This window comes from Paenibacillus curdlanolyticus YK9 (genome assembly GCF_000179615.1).
Classification (GTDB): Bacteria; Bacillota; Bacilli; order Paenibacillales; family Paenibacillaceae; genus Paenibacillus_T; species Paenibacillus_T curdlanolyticus.
Map to the genome: position 1 here is coordinate 133843 of NZ_AEDD01000004.1, position 21712 is coordinate 155554.

A 21712-nucleotide genomic window follows, 5' to 3' on the forward strand; every position below is an offset into this window, starting at 1 on the left:
CCCCACTTTTTACGTTTTCGCAGTCGCTTTGATGGCGAGGAAAGGCTGCAAACTGCGTGTTCTAGAGATGTTTTACAACTTCTGCATTAAATCACTTTATTAAATATAAAGTTGAAGGTTGTTTTTGTCAATGTTTCCGAAAGAGTTCACAAATTGTTCTCAAAACCGTCAAAAACGTGATTGCAGCAGGCTTTTTGAGCCTTTTGTTAATCGTTATGCAAGCGTGTCCAATCGCCTCGCCGGCGCTCGTCCAGCTCGCTTGGAATGCCGGCCGCCCCCTCTTCCGGAAGTTCGCTTACATACATTGTGCACCTAATGGCTGGTCAATTATGTATCATCCCGAGCACGTATATTTACGCTTCCCCGACGAACCCTAATGGTACAGTCGGTACTGAGGGAGGTCCATCATATGCGTTACGATAACCGGATGCTGGCCCGCGGGCTTGTCCTGCTTTTAGGTCTTATGGTCGTATCCAGCGGCTGCGGCAAGTACAAGTATGAGCCGCACGGCTACAAATCCAATACGTATGGCACAAGCAGCGACAGCAAGTCATTAGTCATTCATGAGCACAATCGTCAGTTCGGCGCGCTATCGGCGAGTCCGACGCAGCATGACAATCAATTTTTTGAATACAGCTCGAAGCTATCCAGAGGCATCAGCCGAATGGACGGCATTTCATCCGCAATCGTCATGCTGACGGACCGCAATGCGTATGTCGCTATCGTCTTCAACCAGACAGGTATCCGTACCAAAACAGGCGGTCGCGCAAGGCGCGAGCAAGCCTTAGGCGCCAACGAAGGCGTGTACAATCATACGACCGGCAGCCCGTACTGGGATAATCGGCAGCTGGCTACCCCTTACGGCTCAGCGCTGACCGTCAACGATCACAATGAAATACCGGATGGCCTTAAGCAGTCCATTGCCTTGAAAATTCGCAAAATGGCGCCGCTCGTGCAGGAGGTGCACATCTCCGCCAACCGGCAGTTCGTTAATCGATTCCTCGACTATGCGAAGAAATCGTGGTTGAATGAATCGCTTACGCCATATTTGGACGATTTCAATACGCTTGTTGCGAATCAGTTTGCCGGCGGCAACAAGATGCCAGCCCGTATCGATAAGATCGATCCGACGACTCATGGCGCTGATCGAAACAACGGCACGAAGAACGGAATCAAAACAGAAGTGCGCAGCGGCGCAACAACCGGTCCGTCCCGATAATCGTCTGAAAATTTTTTCTACTATTATATATGCATATGAGAATGATCCTCAAAGAGCATGTAGAAAGGGCGCAGCCGAAATGATCTGCGCCTCTTTCTTATGGTATTGAACGTTCTCCGGTCTGAATCGTAACATCGCCTGCGTCATCGACCTGCGCCAAATACACTTCCTCCAGCTTTACCCCCTTCTCGGACAACTGCTGATTCAGCCATTTGCGATCAAATCCGCTTCTGCGGAGCGCATCATCGATGACGATACCGTCCATGATGACGCTTTGCGGCTCCCGCTCGCGAGGCGTCTGCCAGCCAAGCGCTTGCGCGGTTAAAGGCTGAAGCTCTTTTTTGACCATGAAGGTAATATCGCCGTTCGATTCCATCACTGCGAACTCGACATCGGCAACCCGATGAATGCTCTTGCTCCGCATCTTCTCCATAAATTCATCGAGCGTGATGCGCTCCTTGAACATGTTTTTCTCGATCAATGTCCCTTTTTCGATCAGAATCGTGCCTTTGCCATCCACAAAATCGCGAATGCGTTTGCTCTTCATCGTAACGAATTCCATCCCGACGGAAACCGCCACCCAGACGGACAATGCCAGTAATCCTAGATACCACTTACTATCGGTATCGAGCGATATGTATGCGGCAATATTGCCAATCGAGATACCCGTGATGTATTCAAACAAGGACAGCTGTGAAATTTGGCGTTTGCCCAGCAGCTTCGTCATAACAAACAAGATGAACACCGCTGACAACGTTCGTAACGCTACTTCCAGCCATGTAGGCATAGCAGCACTCCCCCTCTCGGGTAGGATGCCGCAGGTCGTGTTTATTTATTCCATTGTCCCGTTATTTAGCCTACAAAGGAAGCAGCGCTACCGTTTCACGGCTCTCCAGCGATTGGACCATCGCTTCCCATGCAGAAGGTTTATTCGCCAAGACTGCATAATAACGGCGCAAAAATGCTGCAGCCAATGCGGCATCGAGCGTATCTCGGCCATCATAAGGCAGGAAGCCCAGATCCAGCTCTTCGACGGCTTCGCCGTCATTTTGCCATGAAGGATGCACGTACGAAAGATCCAGCCGCTTATAGCCCATATGAGACAACACTTCTCTGCGAACATACGGATTCATCGTCATCAAACCGCCGAAGGCATGCTCCTCCGCCCGATATGGATCATAAATTTCAGCGAACATACCGTCCAGCTTCTTGCCCGCCGCCGCTGCCAAGCGATCCAGATCGCGCTGGCGCTCACGCCATAGAAACGCGCCAATGCCTAGCCCTGGCTCGCCAATAATCGTAAAATCCGTCATCGCAACATTAAAATCCTCATAATAACGGTATTCGGTCGTTCCGACGACCTTGCCCTCATGCACCGCAACGAAAACGCGAATGCCCGGGTCCTCCAGCGGCTCCTTCCACAGCTCGAACGTCAACACTTCCTCTCTCGGAAAGACGCGCTGCATCAATTGATGCATCTGGGAAAATAACGGATCTTCAATATTCGTAATGCGGATATACTCCATCGCCGAAAAACATCTCCTTCTATTATATAGTCGGTTAACGCAGGAACGGATTTTGCCATTCCATCAATGCGGCACAATTGCAGGATTCCTCATCATCCAAATAGTTGTGCGCGACGCCGATCGGCGTTCGGCCCACCCGCAGCATAAAGCTGATGACGGGATCATTGAGCTCTCCGCGCACGACCGCGTCCAAATATTGCTCTGGCGTCATGTCAGCCGCTACCTGGCGATAGCCTGACAATCGTCCACCTCCCAGCAGTCTCGCCAGCCGATGGTGAACGACGACTTCATACATGGAAAACATAAGCCATTGCCCAAGCCGCAGCTTCCGATATTGGGGGCGAACGCACAGATCAACAACGTACAGCGTATCGCCAGCTGCGTTATGGTTGCGAATATAGCCGCCATCGGTCATCTCTTCCCATGAGTGGTCAGGCGCTGATGGATCATACTGCACGATGAGGCCCGTCATCGAGCCAGCAAGCTTGCCGTCTATTTCGATACAAAGCGCTCCGTCCGCAAACAATCGAATATGGTTCGCCAGCTGCTCGCGGTTCCACCACAGCTCCGGCGGATAAGGCGGCGGAAAACATTCGGCTTGGATGGCGATCAGCTCATCAAAATCCTGCTCCGTATAGCTCCTGATCGTCGCTGGCACAGGCCTGCCTTCACTCATGACATACAGCGACTTCTGATACATTTGCTCACGTCCAATCGGTGTATAAGTCTGTCCGGCGATCGCGCCAAGTCATAACCGAGCCTCGTTCACGAACTTCATACAGCAACGATAGATCAAGATCTGCCGTGACGATCATATCGTTGTTAATTTCACCCTCCACCATAATGCCGCGCGGCGGGAACGGGATATCATTGGGCGTCAGCACTGCAGCTTGCCCATAGTTCAGCCGCATAAAATCGACGGTAGGCAGCGAGCCAACCGTCCCTGTCGTGACGATATACAGCTGATTTTCGATCGTACGGGCATGTGCGCAGTAACGAACACGGTAAAACCCTTGGCGATCATCGGTGCAGGATGGACAAAAGATGATGTCCGCGCCTTGAGCCCGCGCCATGCGGACGATTTCCGGAAATTCAATATCATAGCAGGTCAGCATCGCAATGCGTCCTTTGGGCGTATCGAAAACAGCCAGCCCGTCGCCAGCCGCCATATTCCATTCCGTTACTTCCGTGGGGGTAATATGGAGCTTGGGCTGCACGCCAACCGTACCGTCCGGCGCGAATAAATGCGCAGCGTTGAGCAGCTTGTCGCCGCTGCGGATGACATGCGTGCCTCCGATTATATGCATGCCATATTGCGCTGCCAGCCCCTGAAACAATGCAATATATTGATCTGTAAAATCAGGCAGCGACTCGATTCCTCGCGCTTTGCCGTTCTCATCTGGAATCGACATGAGCTGTGTCGTCAGAAACTCCGGGAACAGGACGTATTCGGAGCCGAATTCATCAGCAGTCCGAACATAGTGCTCCACCTGCGCGGCGAAGGCTTCAAAGGAATCTATCGTGTGCAAATGATACTGCACAGCGGATACTCTCAGCTTCATAAAGTCGGTCCCTCCAGCTACTAAAATGGTTCTCTTCTTATTGTGCAGCAAATCATACCGATCAACAAGGATATTTACCTGAAATGTGGGACCTATTGGAAAAAGGGGTGTGGCATAATAGAGGAAGGGCTGCGGCCCGGAGGAGGCGGTTATTTGGATCAAAAGAAAGAGAAGAACGATTACCGAGCAGTCATCATGCCGTCAGTATGGGAGGCCATGGCGAATGATGATTTGGCCACGATTCGCACTTGCTTCAACCCCCTGATTCAAGCTTACAAGCAGGTTAGCGCAAACCCGCAGCAGATTTTTGCGCTGTATAGCGAATTTAATAACGGACAGCAAGCGTTGTTCGCCGTCTGGACCTACCTGGCGCATGCCATACATGGAACAGACGAATTCCACTGGCGCACCCTGTACACGCAACACATGGCCGGGCGATACGGTGCGATGCAGCAAGCTTGCGTTTATATGCGTTTACCGGTATTAGGCGCCCTTCTGCATGAGCTGGCAGAAGCGACTCGGCCTGTCCTGCGTAATGAATCGGCTATTGCGATGAATGAGGCGAAGGCGCTGCTGGCGGGCGATCCCGCCTATTCGGCGACCATTACAGCGCTCGAACGCCGATTGCTCGGCGCGATGCCCGAGACTTACGATCGAATCGCCGCGTTTATTCGAAGCGAGCCGGACGATTTCGTATCGATGATTTAATAAGACGGCCGCCGATAGGGCAGATTTTTGTGTCCTATTCGGCGCGATGGGCCGCTGGCTGCCGATAGGGAACATTTTTGTGCCCTATTCGGCGCGATGGGCCGCTGGCCTGCCGATAGGGAACATTTTTGTGCCCTATTCGACGCGATAGGCCGCTGGCCTGCCGATGGGGAACATTTTTGTGCCCTATTCGACGCGATGGGCCGCTGGCTGCCGATAGGGAGCATTTTTGTGCCCTATTCGGCGCGATGGGCCGCTGGCTGCCGATAGGGAACATTTTTGTGCCCTATTCGGCGCGATGGGCCGCTGGCTGCCGATAGGGAACATTTTTGTGCCCTATTCGGCGCTAAGTGCCGCTGATCCGCTGATAGGGAACATTTTTGTGCCCTATTCGGCGCGATGTGCCGCTGGCGAGCCGATAGGGCACATTTTTGTGCCCTATTTGGCTGGGCTTACCGCTGGCTGGCTAGCGGCGCCCCTCCTATCTATTTTACTTGCCGCCGCGCTCGATCAGCGCCATCTTATGCTCCCAAACGTCGACGCTCAAATCAACCGGATACGACTGCGGATTCACCTTGCGCAGCACCTCCGGCCAAAACAATGCCAGTTGCTGCTGATGGTAGGCTCGTATCGCATCCAATAATGGAAGCTCGAACGCCAGCTCGCCCTTCACAATGACAGGCTGCAGCAGCTGAACCGCCTCATAATCGTCTACCCATTTGTGACGGTACGGATGAATGGGATCGAACAGCTTAATTCGCTCGCCATTGCGGATATGCGCCTCTTCATTCGGAAAAGCGAGATAGTCTGCTTCGGCTTTGCCCGTCTGCCGATTCACGATCCGATAGGCATCCTTTTTCCCCGGCGTAGATACCTTCTCCGGATTGTTGGACAGCTTAATGACAGGCTCAAGCTCCTCGCCTGCCGCTCGCTCATGTGCGACCAGCTTATACACGCCCCCAAGCGACGGCTGATCCGCGGCCGTAATCAACTGCGTGCCGACGCCCCATATATCGATTCGCGCCCCTTGCGCCTTCAAGTTCACGATGATCGACTCGTCCAAGTCGTTTGACGCCACAATCTTCACATCGAGAAAGCCTGCCGCGTCAAGCTGCTGCCTCGCTTCCTTGGACAAATAAGCCAAATCGCCGCTATCGATCCGAATCGCGCTCATCCGCTTCCCCCTGGCAGCAAGCCTGTGCGCGGTTTCAATCGCATGCGGCACGCCGCTTCCCAGCGTATCGTACGTATCGACGAGCAACGTCACATCGTCCGGCAGCGCGGCTGCGTAGCGGTCGAATGCCTCTTGCTCGCTTGCATGCGCCTGCACCCAAGCGTGAGCATGCGTCCCCTTCGCCGGAATGCCGAATAGCATAGCCGCCCGCATGTTTGACGTCGCATCAAAGCCGGCGATAAATGCGGCGCGCGCTCCCCACACCGCCGCTTCTGCCTCCTGCGCTCGGCGCGTGCCGAATTCCAGCAGCACATCCTGCTCGGCCGCACGGCGGACACGCGCCGCCTTCGTCGCAATAAGCGTCTGGTAATTCATGAAGTTCAGCAGTGCTGTCTCGATGAGCTGCGCCTCGAATACGCGCGCCTCCACGCGCACGAGCGGCTCGTTCGGAAATACGAGCGTCCCTTCCGGTACAGCAAGAATATCGCCGTTAAACCGAAATTGCCGCAGCTCCTGCAAAAAAGCCTCCTCGTATCGCTCCTCCTGCTCCCGAAGAAACATAATCTCGTGCTCGTGAAACCGCAGCGTTTGAATATAGTCGACGATCCGCTCCAATCCAGCGAACACGGCATAGCCATTTCCGAACGGGAGTTTGCGGAAATACGCCTCGAATACGGCAATCCGGTCGTGGGTGCCATTTTTCCAATGCGCGTACATCATATTGATCTGATACTTGTCTGTATGCAAAGCCAGATGCCCGTATTCGCGGCCGCCAGCCCCGTCAAAATGCGTTTGTGTCGTCATGCAAACCTGTCCCTTCCCCTAGCGTCCGTTGCGTGCCAATTCTTCTTCCGGCATAGCTTGTGTAATTGCCAGCTTGGCAATGCCTCCGTTTGAAATAAACCGTTTAGCCACCACTGCCGGTAAGCATCCCCGCGCCTAGCACAAAGGATCACTTTCTAACGCAAACAAACCATTCCCATTCACCGTACCCGATGCAACGATCCAGCGTGTCACCAGTCCCTCTTGCAATTTGTGCAACGAAAAAACAACATTCGTCTAAAAATACTCGGCTTTGTTGCATTTCGTGCAATGACAACTAGTCAACTTCGCCCGTTACGCCTTCAAACGGCAGCAGGCCCACTTACTCCTTGCACCAGTTGCAATGACACCAACGACTGCAGGCAAAAACGTCGCTGCCATTGCATGAAATGCAACGGCCAACTGTAACGTTTGCGCTTTGCCAGCTTGTGCTGTGCCTTATGCTTTGTGCCTTGTGCGCGTATGCCCAATAAAAAGCAAAGGCCGCCCCCCAGCCTCAACGGCAGGGGGACAGCCTTTCGAACCTCCACAAACGATTACTTGCTCGAATCGCCCTTGCCCTCGAGCGCCGCTTTCAGCGCGTCCGCAAGGCCGCCGGACAGCGTCACTTTATCGCTGAATTGCTCGACCATGCGCGATTGCTGATGCTTGTTTATGCGACCGCCGCGTCCTCCGCCACCGCCGCCTGCCTTGTCCTCCAGCATCTCGATGACGTTGCATTTGCGGCACTGCGCGTATTTGCCAGCTTTGCCCGTATGAATCTCCATCTTCTTGCGGCATTGCGGGCAACGCTTGTTCGACAACGCCGGCTCCGCCGAGCGGCGGTAGCCGCATTCCCGATCCTGACAGACGAGCGATTTGCCCCGCTTGCCGTTGATTTCGATCATTGGTTTGCTGCATTCCGGGCACCTTGCATGCGACAGGTTATGCGGCTTATATTCCTTCGTCTCCTGCTTCACTTCGTTCACCCATGCGGACGCCTTCTGGCGAATGTCCGCCATGAACCGCTTCGCATCGCCCTGGCCCTTCGCAATCCGCTCCAGCTCGCGCTCCCAAGCTGCGGTCAGCTCCGGGCTGCGCAAATCATCGGCGACCAGCTCAATGAGCTGTTTGCCTTTGCCAGTGGGCACCAGTCGATTGCCCTGCCGGTCGATCGTCTGGGAAGAAAGCAGCTTCTCGATAATATCTGCGCGGGTCGCTGGCGTACCAAGCCCGTACTTCTCCATCTTCGTCAGCAGTCCCGCCTCATTATAACGAGCCGGCGGCTGCGTCTGCTGCTCGCGGAATCGGCTCATCTTAACCGGCAGCTTCTGCCCTTTCGCCAGCGGAGGGAGCAGCTGCCCCGCACCGCGCGAGCCGCCACCCGTGCCTGCAGCCGATCCATTAGACGAATCCTCATCAGCCCCGTCATCCTCGCCGCCTGAGAAATCGGCCGCCTGCACGCCGCCATAGGCTTCCTTCCAGCCTGCATCCTTCAGCACATTGCCGCGCGCGTAGAAGCGGTCATCTCCAACCCGCAGCACAACGCTCGTCTCATCATAGCGGCACGGAGGCGCGAACAGCGCGAGGAAGCGGCGTACAATTAGCTCATGCAGCTTTCTCTCCTCCGGACTAAGCGCAGACAAATTCACATATTGCTCCGTCGGGATAATCGCATGGTGATCGCTTACTTTGCTGTCGTCGACGATCCGCTTCGTCACGGGAAGCGGCGAACGCAGCAGCTTCCGCGCCAGCGGCGCATAAGGCCCGACCGCAACGCTCTCCAGCCGCCCCTTGAGCGTCGGCACCATATCCGAGGACAAATACCGCGAATCCGTCCGCGGATACGTCACCAGCTTATGCTGCTCATAAAGCCGCTGCAGCACATTCGACGTCTGCTTCGCCGAGAAGCCGAGCCGCTTATTTGCGTCCCGCTGCAGCTCGGTCAAATCATACGCCTGCGGATGCAGCTCGCTTCGCTCCGTTGTGCGCAGCTGCTCTACGCTCGCCTGTTTGCCCGGGCCGCTCGTCCGCGCAATGATAGCTTCCGCCTCGGCGCGCTCCCACAGCCGGCCGTCATGTCCATCGCCGCTGCGCCATGCGGCTTGAAACTCGCCAAAATCAGCCGACACCGTCCAATACGGCTTCGGCTGAAAACCGTTGATTTCCCGCTCGCGGTCCATCATCATCGCCAAGGTCGGCGTCTGCACGCGCCCCGCCGACAGCTGCGCATTGTACTTGCTCGTCAACGCTCTCGTCACGTTCAGCCCGACGAGCCAGTCCGCCTCGGCGCGGCACACGGCGGACGCATACAGCCGATCATAGTCTCGCCCCGGCTTAAGCGAGGCGAAGCCGTCCTTGATCGCCTTGTCCGTCTGCGACGAAATCCATAGGCGCTTGAACGGCTTTTTCCAATGCGCCAGCTCCATAATCCAGCGCGCGACAAGCTCGCCTTCGCGCCCTGAGTCTGTCGCGATGATCAGCTCGCTGATATCGCTTCGTCGGCATAGCTGCAGCACCGCGCGGAATTGGCCGGCCGTTTCCTTGAGCGGCTTGAGCGTCATTTTGCCCGGCATGATCGGCAGATCCTCAAGGTTCCATGTCTTGTACTTCGGATCGTAATCCTCCGGCTCCGACAGTCCGACCAGATGGCCGAGCGCCCACGAGACGACATATTTGGGCCCTTCAATATAGCTTTTATTTTTATTCGTACAGCCTAGCACACGCGCGATCTCTCTTGCGACGCTCGGCTTTTCCGCCAATACGAGCGATTTCATCGGATGTTCTCCCCCTGCATGCTTGATCTCTCCATTATCGGCTATCGCATCAAATCATGTCAAAAGCCCATTCCCAGCATTTACAGCTTCACAAGCTACCGCTATAGCACGTTTAATAGATGTAAAGGCTTACATAGCATTTTATTCGGCTTATTCCAATTTCACTAAAGCGAGGGATCATCATGCGAATGAAAAAATGGCGTACATACCTCCTCGGAACGGCTTTGCTCGGCCTTCTTGCGACTGCCGCTCCCATGGCTGCCTCAGCCGCTTCCTATACCGTTGGGCCAAGCGACTCGCTCTGGTCGATCTCCGTCAAGTTCGATACCACGATCGCGAAGCTCAAGCAGATAAACGGCCTGACGTCCGACATGCTGCTCACCGGACAAGTGCTTCAGGTGCCGCCGCCGTCCTACATGACCGCCTATAAAGCGGAGGCTGGCGACACGATGTGGATCATCGCGAACCGATTCAGCATTCCGCTGAATAAGCTGATGGCTGCGAACAAACAGCTTGCGGACCCGAACATCATCTGGCAGGGCCTCGACCTGAATGTGCCCAAGCGTCCCGCGGGCTTCCGAGATGGCTTCTTTCCACTAAAAAAGGGTACCTACTCGCCATACGGCAATACGTACGCGGATTCCCGCACATGGTCGTCCGACGGCGCCGCCGTCCGCTCGCATGAAGGCGTCGACATCATGGCGGCCGAAGGCACGCCGATCTACAGCACGCTCGGCGGCACCGTCGTGCAAGCCGGCTGGTCCGAGCTTGGCGGCTGGCGGCTGACGATTCGCGTCGACAGCAGCACCGAATTTTATTATGCGCACATGTCCCGCTATGCGGCTGGCATGGCCAAGGGCGCTGTCATCAGCAAAGGCCAGCTGATCGGCTACGTCGGCAGCACCGGCTATGGCCCTGAGGGCACCAAAGGAAAGTTCGATCCGCATTTGCATTTTGGCATCTACAAAACAAGCCCTTACGCTCCTGTCGACCCGTTCCTGTTCCTCAAATGGTGGGAGCTCGGCTAAGCCGGGCGCTCGCTCCAGCTCGAAGAAGCCCGCCATCGCACCGATGGCGGGCTTCTCTTTTTTTACAATAAAATCTATACCCCTGACCCCCGCAATGAAGTATAATGTCGAACGGGACAACCTTACGTTCTCGTTACTTGATCTTATTCCAGAAGGAGCTTCTTTCCTATGATTCAATCGATCAAATCCGCTTGGCTCGGCAACGCGCGCGCGGACGTGCTGTCCGGCATGACCGTCGCTCTGGCGCTCATCCCCGAAGCCATTGCATTCTCCATTATCGCAGGCGTTAATCCGATGGTCGGGCTTTACGCCTCGTTCACGATCGCGATCGTCATCGCCTTCACTGGCGGCAGGTCAGGCATGATATCCGCAGCTACCGGCGCGATGGCATTGCTCATGGTGACCCTCGTCAAAGACCACGGACTGGAGTATCTATTCGCTACGACGATTCTAACCGGCATCATCCAGTTTACGCTCGGACTGCTGAAGTTCGGGCGGCTCGTCACGTTCATTCCCCAGCCCGTCATGACCGGCTTTGTGAATGCGCTCGCCATTCTCGTCTTCACCGCCCAGCTTGTGCACTTCACGGGCGCAGGATGGATGATGTACGCGTTGGTCGGCGCCGCGCTTGTGATCATTTACGGCATGCCGCGATTGACGACCATCATTCCCTCTACGCTGGCTGCCATCATTATCATTACGATCATTGCCGTCGTATTCGGCATTGATGTGCGCACAGTCGGCGATATGGGCCACATCGTGAGCACGCTCCCTTCCTTCCATCTACCGGATGTCGCCATATCGTGGGACATGCTGAAGGTCATTTTCCCTTATGCCCTGTCGCTTGCCATCGTCGGCTTGACCGAATCGCTGTTGACCGCCTCGGTGCTCGATGAAATGACGGGCACGACAAGCGACAAAAACCGCGAGGTGCGCGGACAAGGCATCGCCAACGTCGTCACCGGCTTCTTCGGCGGCATGGCAGGCTGTGCCATGATCGGCCAATCCGTCATTAACACCCGCTCGGGCGGACGCAAAAGGCTGTCAACGCTCGTCGCAGGCGTCTTCCTCATCGTGCTCATTATGGTATTCCGCGGCGTAGTCGAGCAGATTCCGATGGCTGCGCTTGTCGCCGTCATGTTCATGGTGTGCTTCGACACGTTCGACTGGCGCGCGCTGCGCAATCTGCACCGCGTCCCGCGTTCGGACGCGCTCGTTATGCTCATCACCGTCGGCGTCGTCGTTGCCACGCATGACTTGTCCAAAGGCGTGCTTGCGGGCGTCGTCATCAGCGCCGTCGTCTTCGCTTGGCGCGCGGCGCGCATTCGCGCTGAACGGTCCGTCAACCCGCAGACCGAAGCCGTTTCCTACGTCATTCAAGGTCCGCTCTTCTTCGGGACGACGATGGCGTTCGCCAGCTTGTTCCAATACGAGCGCGACACCGCGCCTGTTCGCGTCGACTTTGCCCGATCCCATGTGTGGGATCAATCCGCGGTTGAAGCGATTGGCAAAATGATCGCCAAATACAGCGAGCGCGGCATCGCGGTTGAAGTGTACGGCCTGAACGCCGAAAGCAAAGCGCTCGTCGAGCGCATCGGCCTCGGAGCGGCGGGCGGGCATTAGCCTGCCTTCCCTCCCCGGGCCTGTCTTAAGCCGCACTGGCTAACGCGCTCGACGCACCAGGCATCGGCGCTTGGCACTTGCATTTTTGCCTAACCTGATGTATACTACAATGTATTGTCTATATTTAACCCCGTAGGATTCCTCTTTAGAAACTATTTTTCCTGGCAAATAGCTTCTCGTTCATGCCCGTTTCCGACGCTCTGGCGAAGGTTGGTGGTTCACTCGCCTAACACCATTCGCTGATTCACACTGGCGCGGTCTTCGGAGCCGCAAGGACGAAAGAGAGGTAGGGCTTTCGTTGTTTTAGTTATAGCTTTGCTGAAGCATAGCGAAACAGGCACGACTACATGTTTAACATCATAGAAACCGGGGAATCATTGCGCATCGTCTGCGCACCGGTTAAATATAGCTACACTAAACGGCACCCGAGAGGGTGCCGTTGTCCATTTTAGGAAAACCAGGAGGTTCGATCACTATGGAGACCGCATTAACGCGCATGCTTGACCTGCAATACCCGATTATTCAAGCCCCAATGGCAGGCGGACCTACAACGCCAGAGCTAATTGCGGCCGTTTCGAACGCTGGCGGATTAGGCAGCCTCGGTGCAGGCTACTTAACGCCCGATCAAACACGAGAAGCGATTAAAGCGATTAAGCAGCTGACCGAACGGCCATTTTGCGTCAACTTATTCGTGCCTGAGCAGCCGAATGGATCAAGCAGCGCAATCGCTGAAATGAACGGCCGCCTTAATCGATATCGTGCGGAGCTCGGTATTGATCCGAATCCCCCGACTCCCGCGTCCATTGAAACATTCGAGGAACAAGTGCAAGTGCTGCTGGATGAGCGCGTCCCGATCGTTAGCTTCACCTTCGGCATCCCTTCGCTGGACATCCTACATGCCATGCAGCAGCGCGGGGTCATCGTGATCGGCACAGCAACAACCGTCGAGGAAGGCATGCAGCTGGAAGCGGCCGGCGTCGATGCAATCGTGGCACAGGGAAGCGAAGCAGGCGGACATCGAGGGACGTTTCTAACCCCTGCCAACGACGCGCTGATTGGTACGATGGCGCTCATTCCGCAAATGGTTGATCGGGTAACCGTGCCGGTTATCGCAGCGGGAGGCATTATGGATGGGCGCGGGCTTGTCGCAAGCCTCGCATTAGGAGCTTCTGCCGTGCAGATGGGAACTGCTTTTCTAGCGTGCCCCGAGAGCGGAGCCCATGCAGCGTACAAAAGCAAAATCCTATCGTCCCGCGAGGATTCTACGGACATTACTTACGCCTTCTCGGGCAAAGCCGCCCGGGGCATCCGCAATCATTTCATGAACAGCATGCGCTCCTATCCGGGAACCATTCCCGCTTATCCGGTACAGAACACGATGACAAGAGACATTCGCCAAGCAGCCGCCAAAGCGAATAACCCCGCCTACATGTCGCTCTGGGCAGGCCAAGGGACCCGGCTAGCGACAGAACGCGGCGCGGCCGATGTCGTGAAGCAAACGATCGAGCAGGCTTCCGCCCTGATCAGCAGCATGAAAAAAGCTATCCCCAAGCCTTAATGGCTCGGGGATAGCCTCTCTCTTGCTTACACCAACGCGTTATTGCTGCTGCTCGCTTGGCTCTGGCTTCAGCACTTTGCTGCTGCGGCCGTCTACGCCGATCGGCACATCGCCTGCAAGCGTTACGCGGCGTACAACGCGATGCTGTTGGCCGTAATCGTTCACCGCGTAGTGCTGCGTTGCGCGGTTATCCCAGATCGCAACGTCGCCTTCCGCCCAGCGCCAGCGCACCGTATTTTCCAAACGCGTTACGTGCTCCTGCAGGATGTGGAACAAGCGCTCGGAGTCCGGCGAACGGAAGCCGACGAACCTTTTCACGAAGTGGCCAAGGAGCAGATGACGCTCGCCTGTCTCCGGATGAACGCGTACGACTGGATGCTCCGTCTCGTACACCGTCGATTCGAAAATCGCTTTGCTTTTCTTCGCATCCTCTTCCGACACTTCCTTGCGGATCGCCGTTGCATAATCGTATGCATTGGTATGAACCGCTCGCAGATTGTCGGCCAGATCGCGAAGCTCCTGCGGCAGATCCTCGTAAGCCGCTGCCGTATTCGCCCACACCGTGTCGCCGCCTGCGGCTGGAATGACAACACCACGTAAAATCGACGCTTTCGGGTAAGCGTCCACGAACGTTACGTCCGTGTGCCACGAGTTGGCGCGGCCGCCATGATAGGAGTTTAATTCGAGGATGGAGCTGGAGCCTTCCTTAACCGGCACTGTCGGATGCGCATACAGCTCGCCTAACAGCTTGGCGAAGCGCTCCTGCTCTTCGTCGTCAAGATGCTGTTGACCGCGGAAGAACAACACTTTATGCTGCAGCAGCGCTCGCTGAATCGCTTCGACATCTTCACGATCCAGGTCGCCTGACAACCGTAGACCTTTTACCTCTGCACCGATTCGTCCTGCTACCGGCACTACTTCCAATTGGACCTGTTGGTTCTGCGTCAATTCACTCATCTTGATTCCTCCTAATGGGTTGGTTTAGTGATGTTGCGATTTATTTCAAAGCTTCCGTGACGAACGAATCGTTCACAGCGTCTTTGAATACAAAGGAATGCTTGATGTACTTGCTCTCCAAGAGAATATCAACCGTCGCTTGCTGTGCGTCGAGCGCAGCTTGCGTATATGTCGACAGAATCGGCTCGCTGCGATCAAGAATTTGCTTGATGACAGCAGCTGGAATCTTGGTTTGCTCTTCAAAAATTTTAGCCGCCTCATCCTTATGCGCGAGCTCATAATCCGAAGCCTGCTTATACACCTTCAGAAACTCGACGACGAGCTCAGGATGCTTCTTGGCAAAATCCGTTTGGGCAATGAGGGAGCCCGGCGAAAGCACTTCCGTTTCTACCGGAATCGCACGCGCAGCCCCTTTGTTCAGGTTGAGCGTCACGTAAGGGTCCCAAACGATCCAAGCATCGAGCTGGCCGCTCTCGAATGCCGCTTGCGCATCATCCGCTTGCAGATTGATCAGGTTCACGTCCGACTGCTTCAAGCCGATGTCCTTCAGCACCTTGATCAAGTACACGTTGGCTACCGTGCCCTTCGCCAGCCCCACCTTCTTGCCTTTCAGATCCGCCAGCTTCTGGATCGAGGAATCCTTCGGCACGAGAATCGTGCTGTTCGATTTCCCTAACGAGTTAAGGCCGATCACTTGAAACGGCAGCTTATTGGACAATCCCGTGATTGCCGCGCCATCGCCAAGGAACGATAGATCGACGCGTCCCGCTACAAGCGCTTCGAGCAGCGGCGGGCCGCTCGGGAATTTGCTCCATACGACTTCCGCATTCAGCTTTTTGAACGCTTCCTCATACAGCTTCTTCTCTCTTGCCACCGTCAGCGGATTAATGCCGCCGTTGATCGCAATGTTCACTTTAATCGTGTCGCCGCTAGGCGCATTCGCCGACGCGGTCGTCGAGCTGCTTTCTTTGCTTTTGTCCCCGCAGCCCGCCAGCACCGTTGCGACGAGCGATATGAGTAAGAGCGTAAATCCGGCTTTTTTCTTCCAGTTGATGTTGGCCATTGCGAAAACCCCCTTTTTTATATAAAACGAAGATTGATTAGTAAGGACGATCACCCACGATGGAGATGCGCTCCGCTACGCGGCGATGCGGGAAGTAGTCCGACACGGCGTAATGCTGCGTTGCGCGATTATCCCAGAATGCGATCGAGTTCTTCTCCCAATGGAAGCGAACCTGATACTCCGGCGTTTTCGCTTGGTCGAACAGGTATTGCAGCAGCTCTTCGCTTTCCTGCGGCTCAAGTCCCACGATGCGAATCGTGAACGCGCCATTGACGAACAGCGTTTTGCGTCCCGTCTCCGGGTGAATGCGCACGATTGGATGCTCAGCAGCCGGAAATTCAACCTGCTTCACTGCTAATTGCTCTGGCGAGAGCGCTCGCCCGAAACTCGGCGTAAAGTCGTGAATAGCCGTCAAGCCATCGATCCGCTCCTTCACAGCTTCTGGCAAGTTGTCATAAGCCGCCGCCATATCCGACCAGAGTGTATCGCCGCCGAATGGCGGAACCTCCGTCAAGCGAAGCACCGAACCGAGCGCCGGATTAAGTCGCCATGTCACGTCGGTATGCCAGATGTTCTCCATGCCCGTCACCTTCTCGTCCTTCGCGAAGCGCGTCACTTCCTCTGCGCTGCCCTGCGGCAGGAACGGATGCTTCTCAAGCTCGCCCCACAGCTTCGCGAATGCCAGCTGCTGCTCGCTCGTAATGTCCTGATTGCGGAAGAACAACACTTTATACTCGAGGAACGCGCGGTGCAGCTCTTGTTTCAGCTCCGCTCCTACCGGCTGGCTTAGATCAACGCCTTCGATTTCTGCGCCGATGATCGGCCCAAGCGGTTTTACTGTGAACAGCGTGTACGGCTGTCCCGCTTCGCCTTCCACCCATTTCGTCAGGGTGCGTGCTCCGCTATGAAAGGCCCGTTTGGGCGAGTAGCTCCGAGAAAGATAATCGGTTGTTTGGGTTTGCGTCGTCTGTGTTTGATAGCTCATTGGTCAACACTCCTCATGAATTAATTAACTTAACACACCTGTTTAGTCGGAATTAAAGGTTAAAAAAAAGATTTACGGCATTCAGCGCGCTGACAGTCCGTCGTCGGAACGCTGTTTATCGTAAATCTCTGGTGATCCAGTCGATTTGAAATATTCGGTTACGCAAGCTTCGCATTGACTCATTTCGTCGTGCCGTTGCTTGATGTGCTACATCGTACCAGCTGAGTCTACTACCTGTCAACCCTTATTTTCCAAATGATTTTCTCTACCAATTATAGTTGTGTATGATTTGTGAAATTAATCACAAGCCCTTGTCAAACCTGCTCCAATTGCATATGATAAGAGCAACAAGAGATTGTGAATTAAATCACATAACAGATTGTGAAAATAATCACACCTTCTCGAACTCGACATTATCAGGAGGAATCCCCTATGAAAATCGCTGTTATCGGATGCACACATGCAGGCACGGCTGCCGTAACCCAGATGGCTCAGCTTTACCCGGAAGCGCAAATTAGCGTCTATGAACGCAACGACAACGTATCGTTCCTATCGTGCGGCATCGCCCTTCATGTCGGAGGCGTCGTACAGGATGTCCAGAAGCTTTTCTACGCATCGCCTCAGCAGCTAACCGATTTGGGCGTACAGATGAACATGCGGCATGACGTGCTCGAGGTCAATGCCGATGCGCATATGATCCGCGTTCGGAATCTGGAGACGGGCATCACCAGAGTTGAAACGTACGATAAGCTGGTCGTGACGACTGGCTCGTGGCCGATCATTCCCAAACTCGGTGGCATGGAACTCGACAACATTTTGTTATGCAAAAACTACGGGCATGCACAAACAATAATCGACAAAGCTCGACACGCAGAGCGCGTGACCGTTATCGGTGCTGGATACATCGGCATTGAGCTTGTGGAAGCATTCGAGGAGCTTGGCAAACAAGTCACGCTCATCGACAATATGGATCGCATTCTGTTCAAATATCTCGACCGCACGTTCACCGACGGCATTGAAAACGAGCTGGAAGCCCGCCACATCAGGCTTCAGCTTGGTCAAACCGTCACTGGCTTTGAAGGCGAGAACGGCAAAGTCAACAAGGTCATCACGACCGCAGGCGAATATGAAACCGACCTCGTCGTACTCTGCATCGGCTTCCGCCCGAACACGGAGCTCCTTAAAGACCAAGTCGAGATGTTGTTGAATGGCGCGATTATTGTCGACGAATATATGCGAACGAGCCACCCGGATGTGCTAGCCGCAGGCGACAGCTGCGCAGTGATGTATAACCCGACACACAAGCATGCTTACATCCCGCTGGCGACGAATGCCGTACGGATGGGCACGCTCGTGGCGCGCAACCTGCTCAAGCCGACCGTTCGCTATCTCGGTACGCAAGGCACATCGGGCATCAAAATTTATGACCTCAACATCGCTTCGACCGGCATGACCGAGCAAGCGGCAATTGATGCGGGCATGATTGTGAAAAATGTCACAATAGAAGAAAACTATCGTCCGGAGTTTATGCCAACCTATGAAAAAGCGCTGCTGAAGGTCGTCTATGAAGCCGATACCGGCCGCATTGTAGGGGCGCAGGTCATGTCGAAGGCCGACCTTACGCAAGCCATCAATACGATGTCGGTATGCATTCAGAACGGCATGACGATGGATGAGCTCAGCTTCGTCGACTTCTTCTTCCAGCCGCATTACAACAAGCCTTGGAATCTGCTGAATCAGGCAGGTTTGCAGGCGATGTAGGACCGGGACGGCATGCATCTCCTTACGGCTGCTGACGCTCCTACAGGAGATCCCCCTCCCCTTCGGATAACAAAAAAGCAGCACTGGAGCGAAGCATTTGGCTTCCGCTCCAGTGCTGCTTTTTTCAGTCGGGGAGCGTCCTCCCTCTCAGATCCATTACCCTTCCCTCCACCCTCGCTGTCACGCGACCAATTTTGCTCAAATATTCACTCAGCACCTCATAGTCCAGCAGCTCCAGCTTATATCGCCGTCCGGCGTCGCTCGCCCGCTCCATCGCTGCGTAAAAATCTCCTCCGCCAGCCATGAATGTATTCGTTGCAACGACATACATCGCATCCGGCTTTATGGCCGAATAGGAGCCGTCCTCGCGGAGAAGCTGAACTTTCATCATCCGATGCCCCGCTTCTCTTATATGGGACACTGCGTCCACACGCTCCCCTTGCTTCGTCGAATCGTAATAGAATCGCATGCCCGCTACCTGCGGGAATCTCCCTTCTCGCTGCTCCACGCCGCTTACGCCATTCTCAAGTGCGGCCATGATCTCTTCGCCTGTCATACGGATAGCCGTAATCTTATTGCCGAAGGGCATCACCGTCAACAAATCGCCAAGCGTAATCGGTCCGCGGCGGATCGAAGCTCGGATGTTTCCGCTGTTTTGGATGGCTACATAGCCTTCGACATCTGGGGCGTGAACGATACTTTTTATCTTATCCAACATGCTGTCTGCAATCAGGTTTCCTAGATTCGTCTCCCGCGTTCGCACATGTGCATGCTCGCCGTCGAGCGTAACCTTCGTATAACCGACGACCGTCCTTTGGATCTGATTCAGCACCATCGCGAAAGCGCTCAGCTTGGCCGCCGCCTCCGCATCCTCGGCCCACATCGGCTTGCCGTCCGACTTCATTGCATCGAGCGCCAGCAGCCTTCCGCTCCATTGCGTAATCACCCCCGAGGCATTAAATTGGGCGTCCAGCTGCCCGAGATTTTTGCCATGCTCGCCTGCCTGCACGATAAGCGTAGGCTCACGATCCGCATGACGAACTGCTGGAGCGACCAGCCGCGAATGGGAGTGTCCGCCTACGATAATATCGATTCCCGGGACCGCATCCGCGAGCTTCTGATCCTCCGTCAACCCCTGATGAGTCAAGGCAATAATCTTGGTGACTCCCTTTGCTTGCAGCGACGAAACGGCAGCACGGGCAGACGCGACTGCTTCTTCGAACACAAGATGCTGTCCCGGGGAAGAGAGCGCTGACGCTTCAGCCGTTGTAAGCCCGAAAATGCCCACCGCCTCGCCACTAACCTCTCGGATGATCGAGGGATAGATTTGTCCAGCTTCCCCTCGCACGCCTGCTCGATCTGCAAACAAAGGGCCGAGATTCGGATCATCGCCGTACGTCACATTCGCGCTAACGAAAGGGAACGACGCTCCTCGAATAAACGACCGCAGCGTCGCCGTCCCCCGGTCGAATTCGTGGTTGCCGAACGTCATCGCATCATACTTAGCTGCATTCATGAACCATAGATCAGCCAATCCTTCATACTGCGTAAAATACGGCGTCCCCGCGAACACATCGCCTGCATCGAGCAGCAGCGTATTCGGCGTCCGCAGCTGCTTTATCGCCGTCATGCGCCTGGCAACGAGGTCCAAATGCGCATGCGTATCGTTCGTGTGCAGGAGGCGGAGATGGAAGCCATCCTTTGCATTTCCTGCAGCCGGGGATGCTGCCTCCTCGGCTTTGACGGCGGCATGCATTATTGGTGTGGCCACCATTCCCGCAAGCAGCGGCACAGTAAGGCTCAACCGTATAAGCAGCTTAGTTATGCGGCGGCGATTTCCCGATTCAGCTTCCAACTCATGCTCCCCTTCCGATCGCGTAATCCTTACAGTTTTCCCCAAAACCAAGGGCGCCATTAGCAAAAATAAAAGCAGACCATGAAGGAGCTAGCCTCCTAACGGTCTGCTTTCTTTACCTGCCACAATTACTTCTTATCCATTCCGCCATAGAAGGTCAGGTAGCTAGCCATCTGTCCGCTCCAATAAGCGTCGTCATGCTTGCCGCCTGGGATAAGGTGGAACTCGTAGTGCTTTAATTTGCGGCCGCTCAAAATTTCGTTGAGCTTGCCCGTTGCAATCTTAAATTCGTCCAGATCGCCGCAGTCCAAGTAAACGCTCGTCTGGTTCAGCTTTGCGGTAGCCGCCAATCGAAGCGGATCTTTGGCATTGCGATCGGCTTCGGTCGGATACATCCAGTCAAACAGCGGCTTCCACAGTTCGTCTTGGAAGACGGCCGGCGCGTGCCCGCCAACTTTGCTGAACAGCTGCGTGTTGCGGAAACCGATATGCAGCGCGGCATACCCGCCCATCGAGGTGCCGCCGATATAACGGCTATTGCGCGATTTATCGGACTTGAAATGGCCATCGATATAACCGACGACGTCTTTCGTGACGTAATCCTCATAGCGCCCTTCGTACCATGCACCCGGATCCGTTGGATCGCCTAGCCATATTTTTTTCTCATCCGCTGAGTTCATGCCCCAACTGTTATCAATCTCTGGCGCAACGATGATCATCGGCTCGATCTTGCCAGCAGCGATCAGCGTATCCGCCTGCTCGGTAATATGAAGCGCTTGGAACCAATGGTCCTCATTCAGCTTATACGCATGGAGCACATACAGTACGGGGTACTTCTCCTTCGCTTCATAGTCAGGCGGCAGATAGACGTTCATCCGCATATTTTGGCCGAGCGCCTCGCTGTAGAACGAAACCTTCATCGTCGACGATGCCGAATGCTTCCCCTTTTCTTGCTTCGCCTCTGCGAATACGCTTTGCTGCAGGAGCAGGAACAACGACACGACAACAAAAAGCAGCTTTCTAACCTTCATCTTCAATCCCTCCAATGGATAGGTGCTTTCAACACGTTCAGCTTATCGCAATGGAGGGGCCTGCTTTAATGGCGAATCGGCAGC

17 protein-coding genes are annotated in these 21712 nt (G+C 55.0%); 6 read left to right on the forward strand and 11 right to left on the reverse strand.

The window, feature by feature from the left end:
- Positions 1 to 409 precede the first annotated feature (409 nt).
- Complete coding sequence (locus PAECUDRAFT_RS08475) at positions 410 to 1219, forward strand: hypothetical protein (protein ID WP_006037711.1); 810 nt, start codon at positions 410 to 412, stop codon at positions 1217 to 1219.
- Positions 1220 to 1316: 97 nt separating this feature from the next.
- Here PAECUDRAFT_RS08475 and PAECUDRAFT_RS08480 read toward each other — a convergent pair whose 3' ends face one another.
- The 4 genes from PAECUDRAFT_RS08480 to PAECUDRAFT_RS08495 all read right to left on the reverse strand — a co-directional run bounded on the left by PAECUDRAFT_RS08480 (position 1317) and on the right by PAECUDRAFT_RS08495 (position 4307).
- Positions 1317 to 2006 carry a DUF421 domain-containing protein gene (locus PAECUDRAFT_RS08480; protein WP_006037712.1) on the reverse strand — a complete coding sequence of 230 codons (690 nt, stop codon included), beginning with the start codon at positions 2004 to 2006 and terminating at the stop codon, positions 1317 to 1319.
- 70 nt (positions 2007 to 2076) lie between these two features.
- Positions 2077 to 2745: a hypothetical protein gene (locus PAECUDRAFT_RS08485; protein ID WP_006037713.1), complete on the reverse strand. Its 669-nt coding sequence runs from the start codon at positions 2743 to 2745 to the stop codon at positions 2077 to 2079.
- A gap of 34 nt (positions 2746 to 2779) precedes the next feature.
- Entirely contained in the window at positions 2780 to 3445 is a 666-nt protein-coding gene (locus tag PAECUDRAFT_RS08490; RefSeq protein ID WP_006037714.1) for a GNAT family N-acetyltransferase, read from the reverse strand.
- Positions 3446 to 3449: 4 nt separating this feature from the next.
- Positions 3450 to 4307: a carbon-nitrogen hydrolase family protein gene (locus tag PAECUDRAFT_RS08495; protein ID WP_006037715.1), complete on the reverse strand. Its 858-nt coding sequence runs from the start codon at positions 4305 to 4307 to the stop codon at positions 3450 to 3452.
- A gap of 153 nt (positions 4308 to 4460) precedes the next feature.
- Here PAECUDRAFT_RS08495 and PAECUDRAFT_RS24530 point away from each other — a divergent pair, with 153 nt between their 5' ends.
- Positions 4461 to 5015, forward strand: a complete 555-nt coding sequence (locus PAECUDRAFT_RS24530) for a hypothetical protein (RefSeq protein ID WP_006037716.1) — start codon at positions 4461 to 4463, stop codon at positions 5013 to 5015.
- Positions 5016 to 5505: 490 nt separating this feature from the next.
- Here the strand turns inward: PAECUDRAFT_RS24530 and PAECUDRAFT_RS08505 are convergent, their stop codons facing one another.
- A complete protein-coding gene (locus tag PAECUDRAFT_RS08505; RefSeq protein WP_006037717.1) occupies positions 5506 to 6993 on the reverse strand; it encodes a nicotinate phosphoribosyltransferase in 1488 nt (495 codons plus the stop codon).
- Positions 6994 to 7547: 554 nt separating this feature from the next.
- The gene (locus tag PAECUDRAFT_RS08510) at positions 7548 to 9767 is read right to left on the reverse strand and encodes a DNA topoisomerase III (RefSeq protein WP_006037718.1); all 2220 of its coding nucleotides are present in this window, start codon (positions 9765 to 9767) and stop codon (positions 7548 to 7550) included.
- A 182-nt stretch (positions 9768 to 9949) separates the two neighbouring features.
- Between PAECUDRAFT_RS08510 and PAECUDRAFT_RS24535 the strand changes: the two genes are divergently transcribed.
- The 3 genes from PAECUDRAFT_RS24535 (at position 9950) to PAECUDRAFT_RS08530 (ending at position 13976) form a co-directional block, all read left to right on the forward strand.
- Complete coding sequence (locus tag PAECUDRAFT_RS24535; RefSeq protein ID WP_006037719.1) at positions 9950 to 10795, forward strand: M23 family metallopeptidase; 846 nt, start codon at positions 9950 to 9952, stop codon at positions 10793 to 10795.
- Positions 10796 to 10963: 168 nt separating this feature from the next.
- A complete protein-coding gene (locus PAECUDRAFT_RS08525; protein WP_006037720.1) occupies positions 10964 to 12418 on the forward strand; it encodes a SulP family inorganic anion transporter in 1455 nt (484 codons plus the stop codon).
- 475 nt (positions 12419 to 12893) lie between these two features.
- A complete protein-coding gene (locus PAECUDRAFT_RS08530) occupies positions 12894 to 13976 on the forward strand; it encodes an NAD(P)H-dependent flavin oxidoreductase (RefSeq protein ID WP_006037721.1) in 1083 nt (360 codons plus the stop codon).
- A gap of 39 nt (positions 13977 to 14015) precedes the next feature.
- Here the strand turns inward: PAECUDRAFT_RS08530 and PAECUDRAFT_RS08535 are convergent, their stop codons facing one another.
- From PAECUDRAFT_RS08535 to PAECUDRAFT_RS08545, 3 genes are read right to left on the reverse strand one after another with little or no spacing between them, the layout of a single operon-like run.
- Entirely contained in the window at positions 14016 to 14933 is a 918-nt protein-coding gene (locus tag PAECUDRAFT_RS08535; protein ID WP_006037722.1) for a TauD/TfdA dioxygenase family protein, read from the reverse strand.
- 40 nt (positions 14934 to 14973) lie between these two features.
- A complete protein-coding gene (locus tag PAECUDRAFT_RS08540; RefSeq protein ID WP_006037723.1) occupies positions 14974 to 15996 on the reverse strand; it encodes an aliphatic sulfonate ABC transporter substrate-binding protein in 1023 nt (340 codons plus the stop codon).
- A gap of 37 nt (positions 15997 to 16033) precedes the next feature.
- Positions 16034 to 16981 (reverse strand): TauD/TfdA dioxygenase family protein, encoded by a 948-nt coding sequence (locus PAECUDRAFT_RS08545; RefSeq protein WP_006037724.1) that lies wholly within the window; start codon positions 16979 to 16981, stop codon positions 16034 to 16036.
- Between the two features lie 432 nt (positions 16982 to 17413).
- Here PAECUDRAFT_RS08545 and PAECUDRAFT_RS08550 point away from each other — a divergent pair, with 432 nt between their 5' ends.
- On the forward strand, positions 17414 to 18742 hold the full coding sequence (locus PAECUDRAFT_RS08550; RefSeq protein ID WP_006037725.1) for an FAD-dependent oxidoreductase: 1329 nt from the start codon (positions 17414 to 17416) through the stop codon (positions 18740 to 18742).
- A gap of 124 nt (positions 18743 to 18866) precedes the next feature.
- Here the strand turns inward: PAECUDRAFT_RS08550 and PAECUDRAFT_RS08555 are convergent, their stop codons facing one another.
- Together PAECUDRAFT_RS08555 and PAECUDRAFT_RS08560 are read right to left on the reverse strand one after the other, a co-directional pair.
- Positions 18867 to 20597: a bifunctional metallophosphatase/5'-nucleotidase gene (locus PAECUDRAFT_RS08555; RefSeq protein WP_006037726.1), complete on the reverse strand. Its 1731-nt coding sequence runs from the start codon at positions 20595 to 20597 to the stop codon at positions 18867 to 18869.
- Positions 20598 to 20725: 128 nt separating this feature from the next.
- Complete coding sequence (locus PAECUDRAFT_RS08560; RefSeq protein ID WP_006037727.1) at positions 20726 to 21628, reverse strand: alpha/beta hydrolase; 903 nt, start codon at positions 21626 to 21628, stop codon at positions 20726 to 20728.
- Positions 21629 to 21712: the final 84 nt, after the last annotated feature.

Excerpts from the sequence above, each read along its gene's own strand:
- PAECUDRAFT_RS08475 (WP_006037711.1), top strand. The coding sequence starts at position 410 with ATGCGTTACGATAACCGGATGCTGGCCCGCGGGCTTGTCCTGCTTTTA.
- PAECUDRAFT_RS08480 (WP_006037712.1), bottom strand. The coding sequence starts at position 2,006 with ATGCCTACATGGCTGGAAGTAGCGTTACGAACGTTGTCAGCGGTGTTC.
- PAECUDRAFT_RS08485 (WP_006037713.1), bottom strand. The coding sequence starts at position 2,745 with ATGGAGTATATCCGCATTACGAATATTGAAGATCCGTTATTTTCCCAG.
- PAECUDRAFT_RS08490 (WP_006037714.1), bottom strand. The coding sequence starts at position 3,445 with ATGTATCAGAAGTCGCTGTATGTCATGAGTGAAGGCAGGCCTGTGCCA.
- PAECUDRAFT_RS08495 (WP_006037715.1), bottom strand. The coding sequence starts at position 4,307 with ATGAAGCTGAGAGTATCCGCTGTGCAGTATCATTTGCACACGATAGAT.
- PAECUDRAFT_RS08505 (WP_006037717.1), bottom strand. The coding sequence starts at position 6,993 with ATGACGACACAAACGCATTTTGACGGGGCTGGCGGCCGCGAATACGGG.
- PAECUDRAFT_RS08510 (WP_006037718.1), bottom strand. The coding sequence starts at position 9,767 with ATGAAATCGCTCGTATTGGCGGAAAAGCCGAGCGTCGCAAGAGAGATC.
- PAECUDRAFT_RS24535 (WP_006037719.1), top strand. The coding sequence starts at position 9,950 with ATGCGAATGAAAAAATGGCGTACATACCTCCTCGGAACGGCTTTGCTC.
- PAECUDRAFT_RS08525 (WP_006037720.1), top strand. The coding sequence starts at position 10,964 with ATGATTCAATCGATCAAATCCGCTTGGCTCGGCAACGCGCGCGCGGAC.
- PAECUDRAFT_RS08530 (WP_006037721.1), top strand. The coding sequence starts at position 12,894 with ATGGAGACCGCATTAACGCGCATGCTTGACCTGCAATACCCGATTATT.
- PAECUDRAFT_RS08535 (WP_006037722.1), bottom strand. The coding sequence starts at position 14,933 with ATGAGTGAATTGACGCAGAACCAACAGGTCCAATTGGAAGTAGTGCCG.
- PAECUDRAFT_RS08540 (WP_006037723.1), bottom strand. The coding sequence starts at position 15,996 with ATGGCCAACATCAACTGGAAGAAAAAAGCCGGATTTACGCTCTTACTC.
- PAECUDRAFT_RS08545 (WP_006037724.1), bottom strand. The coding sequence starts at position 16,981 with ATGAGCTATCAAACACAGACGACGCAAACCCAAACAACCGATTATCTT.
- PAECUDRAFT_RS08550 (WP_006037725.1), top strand. The coding sequence starts at position 17,414 with ATGAAAATCGCTGTTATCGGATGCACACATGCAGGCACGGCTGCCGTA.
- PAECUDRAFT_RS08560 (WP_006037727.1), bottom strand. The coding sequence starts at position 21,628 with ATGAAGGTTAGAAAGCTGCTTTTTGTTGTCGTGTCGTTGTTCCTGCTC.